Consider the following 12,206-nt stretch of genomic DNA (forward strand, 5'->3'; position numbering starts at 1 on the left):
CCGCCGCGGCCGGCCGATAGTGGATGGAGTGGGGGTTTGCACATGCACGGCGTGCTGGAATAGAGGGACCTGCGGCGCGGGGTCTGCGGTGAGGTGAGGTGAGGTGAGGTGCGGTGCGGTGCGGTGAGGTGAAGAGGCGTGCGGACCGTCTACGGCCGCGAAGGCGATTGATGGGCGCTTCATCGACCAGCGGCCACAGGCTGCCCCTGCTCCGCAAACCTGCCATTAGAACAAAAAAGGCGAGCCCGAAGACTCGCCTTTCTTCATTGCGCCCAAGCGCCGCGCGGCGTTATTCGAAGCGCCCCGTGCGCGCCATTTCCATCAACCGCGCGACGCGCTCCTCGGTAGCCGGGTGCGTGGAAAACAGATTCGCGATACCGCCGCCCGACAACGGATTCATGATCATCATTTGCGCGGTGGCCGGATGCTGCTCGGCGGTGGGAAACGGAATCCCGCTCGCGTAACGATGGATCTTGTCGAGCGCCGAAGCGAGCGCTTGCGGGTCGCCGGAAATCTGCGCGCCGCCACGGTCGGCTTCGAACTCACGCGCACGCGAAATCGCCATCTGAATCAGCGCGCCGGCGATCGGCGCGAGCAGCGCGACGGCAATGCCCGCGATCGGATTCGTGGGACGGCCGTTTTCGTCGCGGCTGCCGAAGAACATCGCGAAGTTCGCCAGCGCGGAAATGGCGCCGGCCATGGTGGCCGAGATGGTCGAAATCAGAATGTCGCGATGCTTCACGTGCGCGAGCTCGTGCGCCATGACGCCGCGCATTTCGCGCTCGGACAACACGCGCAGAATGCCCGTGGTGGCAGCAACCGCCGCGTGCTCCGGATTGCGGCCGGTGGCAAACGCGTTCGGCGCGTCTTCATTGATCAGGTAGACGCGCGGCATGGGCAGGCCTGCACGCGTCGAAAGCTCGCGCACCATGCGATAGAACTGCGGCGCACTGGTTTCGTCGACTTCCTGCGCGTTGTACATGCGCAGCACCATCTTGTCCGAGAACCAGTACGAAAAGAAATTCATCCCAAGGGCGATCACGAGCGCGATCGTCATGCCGCGCGACCCGCCGATCATCCCGCCGATCACGATGAAAAGGGCCGTGATCGCGGCCATCAACATCGCGGTTTTGACCCAATTGAACATGTCTGCAACTCCTTGCCCCTGACGCGGGGTTCATATCTGCACCGCGAGAATCGCGGCGCCTGATTGTAAGCGAATTGTTAGATATGGGCGCACAAGGAAAATTCAATCATCTTGATGCGGTGGCGAGTTTGATACCCAAACCAACAAAAGCGCTGCCGACGCCCCGATCCAGCCACTGCCTCACCAACGGCTGCCCGGAGAAACGCCGCGTCACGCTGCCCGCGACCCACGCGACAAAGCTGTTCCAGACCATGCTCATCACGACGAACACCGCGCCCAGCGTGAGGAAGGCGAGCGCTTTGTGGTCGCTGCCGGCCGTCACGAATTGCGGGAAGAACGATACGAAGAACAGCACCACCTTGGGGTTCAGCACGTTGGTCCAGAAGCCTTGCAGGAAAAGCTGCCGCAGCGACTTGGGCGCACCGGCCGCGCGCGCTTCGCCCGCTGCCTGGTCGGCGGCCGGTTTGGCGAATATGAGGCGCACGCCAAGATAAATCAGATAAATAGCGCCGACAAACTTGATGACGGTAAATGCGGTGGCCGACGCGGCCAGCACTGCGGTCAAGCCGAACGCGCAGGCCAGCGAGTGAACGCAGCAACCTGCCGAGATGCCGAGCGCCGACATGAGCCCCGCGCCGCGGCCTTGGGCGACGCTGCGCCCAACGATATACGCCGTGTCGGGACCGGGCGTCACGTTCAGGAGAAAGACCGCGACAACGAAAAACTCGAAATGGGTGATGCCAAACATGGGAATCCTTGAAATCCAGGCTATTGCATGGAGGATTCTAACGCGCGGCAGGATCGTCTAGCGGGGTCTTGAACATCGGCCGTACGGACGATGTTCAGGTCATGCGCAACGGTGTTAGTTTGCTTCGGGAAGTTGAAAGCGTTGTCCCACAGCCAGCGTCGAGCCGGCCAGGAATTCGCGCACCGGCAGGCGTTTGCCGCCGGGTTTTTGCAGTTGCGTGAGGCGCAACGCGCCTTCGCCACACGCTACAACCACGCTTTCGGCAGAGATGTCGGTGATCGTGCCGGGTGCGCCGTTGGTTTTCGCATCAATGGGAACCGCGGCCCAGATCTTGATCGACGTGCCGTCTTCCAGCGTGCCGACGCCGCCGGGGAACGGGTCGAACGCCCGCACCTGGCGCGCGAGCACGGCCGCCGGGCGGCGCCAGTCGAGCGCGGCTTCGTGCTTGCCGATCTTTTCCGCGTAGGTGACGCCGTCCGCCGGTTGCGGCGTCGAGGCCAGCTTGCCGGTCCGCTCCAGTTCGACCAGCGCCTCGACGATCAGCTTCGCGCCGTCTTGCGCGAGCCGGTCGTGCAATGTGGCCGTGGTGTCGTCGCCGGAAATTGCCGTGCGCGCTTCGGAGATCATCGCGCCGGTGTCGAGGCCAACGTCCATCTGCATCAGCGTGATGCCGGTTTCGGCGTCGCCCGCTTCGATCGAGCGATGAATCGGCGCCGCGCCGCGCCAGCGCGGCAACAAAGAGGCGTGAATGTTGATGCAGCCGAGCGGCGGGATATCGAGCACTTCCTGCGGCAGGATCAGCCCATACGCGGCCACCACCATGACATCGTGCGGCGTGGCGCGCAGTTGCTCGATCGCGGCGGCGGCTTCAGTAGGATATTTGCCGGCGCGACGCAGCGACGGCGGCTGGGCAACGGCGAGCCCATGCTCCTGCGCATAGCGCTTGACCGGACTCGCCTGCAACTTCATGCCGCGGCCGGCGGGCCGGTCCGGCTGAGTCAGCACGAGCGGCACCACGAACCCGGCGCTGTGGATCGCGGCCAGCGCGGCCGCGGCGAACTCCGGCGTACCGGCAAAGATGACGCGCAACGAATGACTCATGAACGGGGGCGGTAGGCGAGGTGAACGCGCATTACATGGCGTGGGCGAGCTTCTTCATCTTGCTCTTGATGCGCGTCTGCTTCAGCGACGACAGATACTCGACGAACACGCGGCCCATCAGATGATCCATTTCGTGCTGGATGCACACCGCGAGCAGGCCTTCGCAGTCCATTTCGAAAGTCTCGCCCTTCTCGTTGAGCGCCCGGACGCGCACTTTCTCCGCGCGCTCGACATTGTCGTAAATGCCCGGCACCGAGAGACAACCCTCTTCCGAGAGCTTCTTTTCGTCGCTCGACCAGATGATTTCCGGATTGATGAAGGCGAGCAGTTCGTTGTGGTCGTCCGATACGTCGATCACGATCACGCGTTCATGCACGTCCACCTGGGTTGCAGCGAGGCCGACGCCGGGCGCCGCGTACATGGTCTCGGCCATGTCCTTGACGAGGCGGCGGATGCGGTCGTTGACCGCTTCGACCGGCTTGGCAATCTTGTGCAGCCGCTTGTCCGGGTAATTGAGGATGTTCAGTAAAGCCATGATTTCGAGTGTGATTTTCAGGCGCCGCTGACCGGTGGAAGGCTCGCGTTGGCCATTCGGCCAGGTTGTGGGCTTATCGCGTTACGCAGAGGATAGATGGTGTCGAACCGGTTCGATTCAACGCGCCACATGCGCTAAACGACGAGCCCGCGCGGGTGGGCGCGGCGCTGCGGTTATTTCGGATGATGAAAATTTTAGCATGGCGCCCGCCTGCCCGCTGGCCCAGCAAGAGGATCGACACGCAATGCACACCTTGCCTGCAACCGACATTGAACTCGCCGCGTGGCTGCGGCTTTCGCTCGCGCCGGGCCTGAAACCCGCGGCGCTACGCCTGCTGCTAAGCGCTTTTGGCCTGCCTGAAGCGATTTTCGATCAAGCGCCCGAGGCGCTCGCCGCGATTGCCGGCGAGGCCGCGGCGCGCGCGGCGCTGGCCCCGACGGGCTGCGATTTCGACGCCCGGCTCGACGCGGTGATCGCGTGGCGTGAGCAACCCGGCAATCAGATCGTGACTCTCGACGACCCCGCTTACCCGCCGGCGCTGCTGACCATGCCCGATCCGCCGCCTCTTCTATATATAAAGGGTCGGCTGAATCTGCTGCACACGCGAGCAGTCGCTTTGGTGGGCAGCCGCAGCGCCACACCGCAAGGTGTCGAAGACGCCGAGCGTTTCGCACGGGAGCTTTCGGTAGCCGGCGTTACCGTCGTCTCGGGCCTCGCGCTCGGTATCGACGGCGCCGCGCATCGCGGTGGACTTGCAGGCGTCGGCGGCACCGTCGCCGTGATCGGCACGGGGGCGGATCTCGTGTACCCGGCGGCGCACCACGCACTGGCGCGGCAGATCGCCGTGCAGGGCGCGATCCTCTCCGAATGGCCGCTCGGCACGCCCGCGCGCGCCGCCAATTTTCCGCAGCGCAATCGGCTGATCGCGGGGCTCGTCAGCGGCGTGGTGATCGTCGAAGCGGCAATGCGCTCAGGTTCGCTGATCACCGCGCGACTCGCCAATGAGATGGGCCGCGATATTTTCGCGCTGCCAGGCTCGATTCACGCGCCGCTGTCGCGCGGGTGTCATCGGATCATCAAGCAGGGCGCGAAGCTTGTGGAAACGCCGGATGAGGTCCTGGAGGAACTGGGCTTCGCGCGGCGGGCCGCCCCGCGGCCGCCTTCCAGCGCGGCGCATGCCGTTCTTTCGAGCGACGCCAGCTCGACGAATACGCGAGCGCTCGGCGTCGCGACAATCAGCCGGCCGAGCTCGGCGCCGCGGCCGACGGCAGGAGTGTCCGCGGCCGACCCGGTAACCGCAAGCCACGCCGCATCGCCCCGCCCACCGTTCGATCCTGAAGCCGAACGCCTCCTCGCCGCACTCGGCCACTCACCCACCACGCTTGAAATTCTCGCTACCCGCACCGAGATGGAAGACGCGGCTCTGCAAAGCCACTTGCTGCAGCTCGAACTCGCTGGCCAGGTGACCGCGCTGCCCGGCGGCCGCTTCATGCGGGCGAGCCACGGCTGACCCCGCATTGATCAGCTTCAACGACCATTCGGGATCGGCCATGCTACATTCGCGCCAAAGCACCTGACAAAAGTACGTAAGGAACCACCATGCCCGCGCTGAACCTCGACACCGACCAAGACCGGATCGCCGAGCGCGTCAACGAACCCGACACGCTGTTCGTTGCCTGCCTGTGCGCGGAATGGTGCGGGACCTGCCGCGAGTATCGGGACGCTTTCGACAAACTGGCGGACCGGCACCCGGAAATCTGCTTCGCATGGATCGACATCGAAACCCATGCGGACCGCTTCGACGATCTGGATGTGGAGAATTTTCCGACCATACTGATCGAAGATTCGGTTACGACGCGGTTTTTTGGCACGGTTCTGCCGCAGGCGGCGATTGTGGAACGGATGTTGTCTGATCTGACGGCGGTGCCCGGCGTCAGCGGCGCGCCCAAGCTTCGGCCGGCGCTGGCTGCAGCCTGACTCGGGCGGCCGGCTTGCGGGCGCACCAGCTCGGGCGTTGCGAGTGGTGCACAGGGCATTTGCCGCAACTTGCCCAATGGCTGAGCGCGCAATTATGATGGCGCGCTTTATGGCACTTGACACGCCGCGTTCGCGCCGTGTGCTATAAAGCGGTCGTTAATGGGTCGCAAAGGTCGCAAACGAGGGTCGCGCTAGCAAAAGCGCACTCACGGCCATCAACCCTGATCTACCAACCTCACATCGAGTCATGTCCAAAGCACTGATCATCGCCGAAAAGCCTTCCGTCGCGAACGACATCGCGCGCGCTTTGGGCGGCTTTACCAAGCATGACGAATACTACGAAAGCGACGAGTACGTCCTTTCCTCGGCAGTCGGCCACCTGCTGGAAATTGCCGCGCCCGAAGACTATGAAGTCAAGCGCGGCAAGTGGAGTTTCGCCAACCTGCCCGTCATTCCGCCGCATTTCGATCTCAATCCGATCGCCAAGAGCGAGTCGCGCCTGAAGGTGCTGACCAAGCTGCTCAAGCGCAAGGATATCGACCGTCTGATCAACGCATGTGACGCGGGGCGCGAAGGCGAGCTGATTTTCCGCCTGATCGCGCAGCACGCGAAGGCCAAGCAGCCGGTACAGCGCCTGTGGCTGCAATCCATGACGGCGGGCTCGATCCGCGACGGCTTCGCCCGTCTGCGTAGCGACGAAGAGATGCAGCCGCTCGCCGATGCGGCGCGCTGCCGCTCGGAGGCGGACTGGCTGGTCGGCATCAACGGCACGCGGGCCATGACCGCGTTCAACAGCAAGGGCGGCGGCTTCTTCCTGACCACGGTCGGGCGGGTGCAAACGCCGACGCTGTCGATCGTGGTCGAGCGCGAAGAGAAAATTCGCCGCTTCGTCCCGCGCGACTATTGGGAAGTGAAGGCGGAATTCGTCTGCGCGGCCGGCTTCTACGAAGGCCGCTGGTTCGATCCGAAATTCAAGCGCGACGAGTTCGATCCGGAAAAACGCGATTCGCGTCTGTGGGCGCTGCCCGCGGCCGAAACGATCGTCGCCGCCTGCCGCGGCCAGATCGGCACGGTGACCGAGGAATCGAAGCCGTCCACGCAACTGTCGCCGGCGCTCTTCGACCTGACCAGCTTGCAGCGTGAAGCCAACGGCCGCTTCGGCTTCTCGGCGAAGAACACCTTGGGCCTCGCCCAGGCGCTGTACGAAAAGCACAAGGTGCTGACCTATCCCCGTACCGACGCGCGCGCGCTGCCGGAAGACTATATGGATACGGTCAAAGAGACGCTCGGCATGCTCAAGGAGAGCAACAACTATCTGCCGTTCGCCAAGCAGGTGCTCGACAAGGGCTGGGTGAAACCGAACAAGCGCATCTTCGACAATTCGAAGATCAGCGACCACTTCGCAATCATCCCGACGCTGCAAGCGCCTAAGAATCTGTCCGAGCCGGAACAGAAGCTCTACGACCTCGTCGTGAAGCGCTTCCTGTCGGTGTTCTTCCCGGCCGCCGAATACCGGGTGACGACGCGGATCACCGAAGTGGTCGGCCATCACTTCAAGACTGAAGGCAAGGTGCTGGTCGAGCCGGGCTGGTTGCAGGTCTATGGCCGCGAAATCAGCGGCGAAGACGCGAACCTCGTGCCGGTGCAGAAGGACGAAAAGGTCAAGACGGACAAGATCGCCGCCCAGCAACTGGTGACGAAACCGCCCGCACGCTACAACGAAGCCACCTTGCTGTCGGCCATGGAAGGCGCGGGCAAGCTCGTCGAAGACGACGAGCTACGCGAAGCCATGGCGGCCAAAGGTCTCGGCACACCGGCCACGCGTGCGGCGATCATTGAAGGTTTGCTGGGTGAAAAGTATCTGATTCGCGAAGGCCGCGATCTGATTCCGACCGCCAAGGCTTTCCAGCTCATGACGCTGTTGCGCGGCCTCGGCGTAAAGGAACTGACCGCGCCGGAACTGACTGGCGAGTGGGAATACAAGCTCTCGCAAATGGAGCGCGGCAACCTGCCGCGCGACGCGTTCATGCAGGAAATCGCCCGCATGACGCAGACCATCGTGAAGCGCGCGAAAGAGTACGATTCCGACACGATCCCCGGCGATTACGCGACGTTGGAAACGCCGTGTCCGAATTGCGGCGGCCAGGTGAAGGAAAACTACCGGCGCTTTGCCTGCTCGAAGTGCGAGTTTTCAATTTCGAAGATCCCGGGCGGACGTCAGTTCGAAATTCCGGAAGTCGAAGAGTTGCTGCGAAACAAGACGATCGGACCGCTGTCGGGTTTCCGCAGCAAGATGGGCCGGCCGTTCTCGGCGATCCTGAAACTCTCGTTCGACGATGAGATCAAGAACTTCAAGCTCGAATTCGACTTCGGCCAGGATGCCGGCGGTGAAGACGGCGAACCGCCCGACTTCTCCGATCAGCAGCCGGTCGGCGCGTGCCCGAAGTGCAAGGGCCGCGTGTTCGAGCACGGCATGAGCTACGTCTGCGAAAACTCGGTCGCCAATCCGAAGACTTGCGACTTCCGCTCCGGCAAGGTGATCCTGCAGCAGGAAATTGCCCGCGAACAGATGTCCAAGCTACTCGAAGAAGGCCGCACTGACCTGCTGACCAACTTCAAGTCGTCACGTACCGGCCGGAACTTCAAGGCATTCCTAGTCAAGCAGAACGACGGCAAGATCGGCTTCGAGTTCGAGAAGAAGGAGCCGTCGGCGAAAACTGCAGCGAAGACCGCGGCGGCCAAGTCGGCTGCCAAGGCAGCGGCGGATTCGGTGGATTCGGAGTCTGAGGACGGTGACGCACCGGTCGCGGTCAAGGCCACGCCGGCAGCCAAAAAGGTGGCGGCTAAGAAGGCACCCGCAACCAAGACCGCAGCAGCCAAAAAAGCGCCCGCGAGGAAAACGGCGGCACGCAAAACCGGCTCGTAAGTGGACCGGCGGCCGGAGCGAGATTCATCTCCGGCCGGCATCATTCGAGGCCACCATAAGAAAAGGCGCGATCACTTGCGTGATCGCGCCTTTTTTGTTGCTTCTCAGGAAAGCGCTCTGTGCGGGCGCCGCCGGCTTTATCGATTCACCACTGATTCACCACTTACAGCGGCGACAAGGCCGTGGGTCGAGTGCGGGTCGTTGTTTTTGCCAGCGACTTCGGCAGCGGCGATAACTCGCTGTCCAGCAGGCGCGAGAGCGGCTCAGCGCCGTCGAAGGCTTCCGGCGGCATCGGATCCGCGGAATCGGGCGCCGTCGTCATAGCGGTCCGGCCAAGGCCGTCCTCCTTGATCCACTGTTCACCAAGCAGGCTGTTCGGCGTCTGGCTGAAATGCTCGACCAGATGGTCAATGAACGTTCGCACCTTGGCCGGCAAGTGGCGGCGGCTCGGATACGCAATGTTGATCTCGACCTGCGGCAGCCGGTAGTCGCCGAGCAGCCGCACGAGCCTGCCGCGCGTCATGTCACGGCCGATCAGATAGCTCGGCAGGATGGCGATGCCCATGCCGAGCAGCGCAAACTGACGCAGCATTTCGGTGTTGTTCGCCACGATCACGTTCGACGGACGCACGCGGACCTCGCCTTCCGGGCCGGTAAACACGCGCTCGTCGCCCCAATATTCGGAAGGCAAGCTCAGGCACGGATGCTCGAGCAGATGCTCCGGACGCGTGGGCATGCCGTGCTTCTCCAGATACGCCGGCGTAGCGCACACGGTCATGCAACCCGTGGTGAGACGCCGCGTGACGATGCTCGCGCTGCGCATTTGCCGCGCGATCACCACGCCCACGTCGAAGCCTTCTTCGACCAGATCGACCTGGCGGTCGACCAGCGTGACATCGGGGATAACTTTCGGATAGCGCTCCGCGTACGTCTGAAGCACGGGCGCGAGATTGTGCAACCCGAACACCACCGGCGCGACGATTCGCAACGTGCCGACGGGTTCGTGATTGCGCGCGACCACCATCTGCTCGACGTCTTCCAGTTCGTCGAGAATCTGGCGCGCACGCTCGAGATAAACCTGGCCTGATTCGGTCAGAGACAAGCTGCGGGTGGTGCGATTGAGCAGTCGCGTACCGAGACGGCCTTCGAGGTCGGCAACGTGACGGGTGGCAACTGCGTTGGAAATATCCATCGCGCTCGCAGCGCGGGCAAAACTGCCGAGATCCGCCACTTTGACGAAAACTCGCATCGACTGCAAATGATCCATAGGACAACTCCTGCCGTGTTACTGCTTCCTGACAATTAGTGAAAACCAGTGAAGCGAACTTGGAATTCTCCTACGACTCGGGAAATCGTGTGTAAGTTGCCCGCGAAAGCGGAAATATTGTCAATATTTGTGCGACTGTGCGCCCTAACATGGGGCGCGATCATCGATTGTTCCATGAAAAGAAACAATCTGCTGCAATGCAGCTTGCACGGCCTTTTTTAACTTAACAGACGTAAAGCTTGTGCGCGCGGTGTGGAATCAGAAAGAACTCGCTCTTCGGTCGCCTCCAAAAGAAAAACCGCCCGAAGGCGGTTTTTCATGCGAAGTGAATACTCACATGATCAGGCGGCAAGTTTTCCTTCGAGCGCTCGTTTGGCTTGGGTCAGCGCGGGCGGCAGGCCCTGCTGCAGTGTGTCAAACAGTTCCGAGTGCAGCGCGAGTTCGTCGCGCCACGCTGCGTCGTCCACGGAAATCACCTGCTCGAACTGCTCGCGGCTGAAATTCAGCCCGCTCCAGTCGATATCCTCATAGTGCGGCGACACGCCGAAAGCATGTTCCTCACCCTGAGCCGAGCCTTCGACCCGGCCGACCATCCAGCTCAGCACCCGCATGTTCTCGCCAAAGCCCGGCCAGACGAACTTGCCGTCCGCGCCCTTGCGGAACCAGTTGACGCAGAAGATTTTCGGCAGTGTCGCGCCCAGTTGCTGCAGACGCTCGCCGGTCTTCAGCCAATGACCGAAGTAATCGCTCATGTTGTAGCCGCAGAACGGCAGCATCGCGAACGGATCGCGGCGCACCACGCCCTGCTGGCCGGCCGCCGCGGCGGTCGTTTCGGAACCCATAGTAGCCGCCATGTAGACGCCTTCCACCCAGTTGCGCGCTTCGGTGACGAGCGGCACGGTGGTAGAGCGGCGGCCGCCGAAGATGAACGCGTCGATCGCGACGCCCGCCGGATTTTCCCAGTCGGCGTCGATGGACGGGCATTGCGAGGCCGGCGCCGTGAAGCGCGCGTTCGGGTGCGCCGCCTTGCGGCCGCTTTCCTTCGCGCTCGCCGGCGTCCAGTCCTTGCCCTGCCAGTCGATCAGGTGCGCGGGCGCTTCGTCCGTCATGCCTTCCCACCAGACGTCGCCGTCGTCGGTCAGCGCAACGTTGGTGAAGATCACGTTTTCCTTCAACGTGGCCATTGCGTTGAAGTTGGTCTTCTCGCTCGTGCCCGGCGCCACGCCGAAGTAGCCGGCTTCCGGATTGATCGCGTACAGGCGGCCGTCCTTGCCCGGTTTGATCCAGGCGATATCGTCGCCGATCGTGGAGATTTTCCAGCCGTTCAGGCCTTCCGGCGGGATCAGCATCGCAAAGTTGGTCTTGCCGCACGCCGACGGAAACGCCGCCGCGACATGATGCTTGCGCCCTTCCGGCGAGGTCACGCCGAGAATCAGCATATGCTCGGCCAGCCAGCCTTCGGCGCGGCCCATGGTCGAGGCGATGCGCAGCGCGAAACACTTTTTGCCAAGCAGCGCATTGCCGCCGTAACCCGAGCCGTAACTCCAGATTTCCCGCGATTCAGGAAAGTGAACGATGTATTTGGTAGCGTTGCACGGCCACGGCACGTCTTTCTCGCCCGCCGCGAGCGGCGCGCCGACCGAGTGGACGCACGGCACGAATTCGCCGTCTTCGCCCAGCACGTCATACACCTCGCGGCCCATGCGCGTCATGATGCGCATGTTGGTGACCACGTACGGACTGTCGCTCAGTTCCACGCCGATATGCGCGATCGGCGAGCCGAGCGGCCCCATCGAAAACGGCACCACGTACATGGTGCGGCCGCGCATGGCGCCCTCGAACAGGCCGTCGAGCGTCGAGCGCATCTCGGCCGGGGCGATCCAGTTATTGGTGGGGCCCGCGTCTTCGCGGTGCTGCGAGCAGATGAAGGTGCGATCTTCGACGCGCGCCACGTCGGACGGGTCGGACCATGCGAGATAAGAATTGGGACGCCTGGCGGGGTTGAGTTTTTTGAGAGTGCCCGCTTCGACCATCTGCGCGCAAAGCCGGTCGTATTCTTCCTGCGAGCCGTCGCACCAGACGATCCGCTCCGGCTTGGTCATCGCAGCGACGCGCTGCACCCAGTTGACCAGTTTTCGGTTCTTGACCCACGCGGGCGCCTCGATAGTGGGCTGACCTTCGAATGAGGGATGATTCATCGACTTGTCTCCGTTTTGAAAGCAATAGAAAAACGGTACAAGCCCAGTGACGCTGCATGCGAGAGGCGTTCAATTCTTCACGCCGGGGTTGCTGCCACCCGACGCGCAATTGTGCAGGTCATTCCGGGCCACACAGCCTGTTGAACGGGGAGGCCAGCCGACGGGGCTTCTGCAACCGTCTGTAAAGCGGCTTGCCTCAACACGCAACAAACTGTTAAAAACGATGTCAATCGGCCTTTGCCGTGGCGCTGCCATTCTGTGCGGTAGCTACTACGGTAAGGCATTCAGCCAGACCGGCATGTGACCT

The 12,206-nt window shown here is 62.8% G+C and carries 9 protein-coding genes; 3 read left to right on the forward strand and 6 right to left on the reverse strand.

The annotated features are described in order from the left end of the window. Positions 1-289: 289 nt before the first annotated feature. The 4 genes from htpX to def form a co-directional block, all read right to left on the reverse strand. A complete protein-coding gene (gene htpX / locus P0D68_RS17740) occupies positions 290-1,147 on the reverse strand; it encodes a zinc metalloprotease HtpX (protein WP_091797303.1) in 858 nt (285 codons plus the stop codon). Between the two features lie 106 nt (positions 1,148-1,253). Next, positions 1,254-1,895, reverse strand: a complete 642-nt coding sequence (locus P0D68_RS17745; protein ID WP_408298368.1) for a LysE family translocator — start codon at positions 1,893-1,895, stop codon at positions 1,254-1,256. Between the two features lie 114 nt (positions 1,896-2,009). Then, positions 2,010-2,996: a methionyl-tRNA formyltransferase gene (gene fmt, locus P0D68_RS17750; RefSeq protein WP_408298366.1), complete on the reverse strand. Its 987-nt coding sequence runs from the start codon at positions 2,994-2,996 to the stop codon at positions 2,010-2,012. 31 nt (positions 2,997-3,027) lie between these two features. After that, positions 3,028-3,531, reverse strand: coding sequence for a peptide deformylase (gene def, locus P0D68_RS17755; RefSeq protein ID WP_091797312.1), 504 nt, complete (start codon positions 3,529-3,531; stop codon positions 3,028-3,030). Positions 3,532-3,775: 244 nt separating this feature from the next. Between def and dprA the strand changes: the two genes are divergently transcribed. The 3 genes from dprA (at position 3,776) to P0D68_RS17770 (ending at position 8,434) form a co-directional block, all read left to right on the forward strand. Further along, positions 3,776-5,041, forward strand: coding sequence for a DNA-processing protein DprA (dprA, locus tag P0D68_RS17760; protein WP_408298363.1), 1,266 nt, complete (start codon positions 3,776-3,778; stop codon positions 5,039-5,041). Between the two features lie 89 nt (positions 5,042-5,130). Further along, positions 5,131-5,508, forward strand: coding sequence for a thioredoxin family protein (locus P0D68_RS17765; protein ID WP_091797318.1), 378 nt, complete (start codon positions 5,131-5,133; stop codon positions 5,506-5,508). A gap of 247 nt (positions 5,509-5,755) precedes the next feature. After that, positions 5,756-8,434, forward strand: a complete 2,679-nt coding sequence (locus P0D68_RS17770) for a DNA topoisomerase III (protein ID WP_408298361.1) — start codon at positions 5,756-5,758, stop codon at positions 8,432-8,434. Positions 8,435-8,597: 163 nt separating this feature from the next. Here P0D68_RS17770 and gvmR read toward each other — a convergent pair whose 3' ends face one another. After that, positions 8,598-9,701, reverse strand: coding sequence for a transcriptional regulator GvmR (gvmR, locus tag P0D68_RS17775; RefSeq protein ID WP_408298359.1), 1,104 nt, complete (start codon positions 9,699-9,701; stop codon positions 8,598-8,600). A 341-nt stretch (positions 9,702-10,042) separates the two neighbouring features. Beyond that, on the reverse strand, positions 10,043-11,899 hold the full coding sequence (locus P0D68_RS17780; protein ID WP_408298357.1) for a phosphoenolpyruvate carboxykinase (GTP): 1,857 nt from the start codon (positions 11,897-11,899) through the stop codon (positions 10,043-10,045). Positions 11,900-12,206: the final 307 nt, after the last annotated feature.

It is taken from the genome of Paraburkholderia sp. RL17-380-BIE-A (genome assembly GCF_046028085.1).
Lineage (GTDB): Bacteria > Pseudomonadota > Gammaproteobacteria > Burkholderiales > Burkholderiaceae > Paraburkholderia.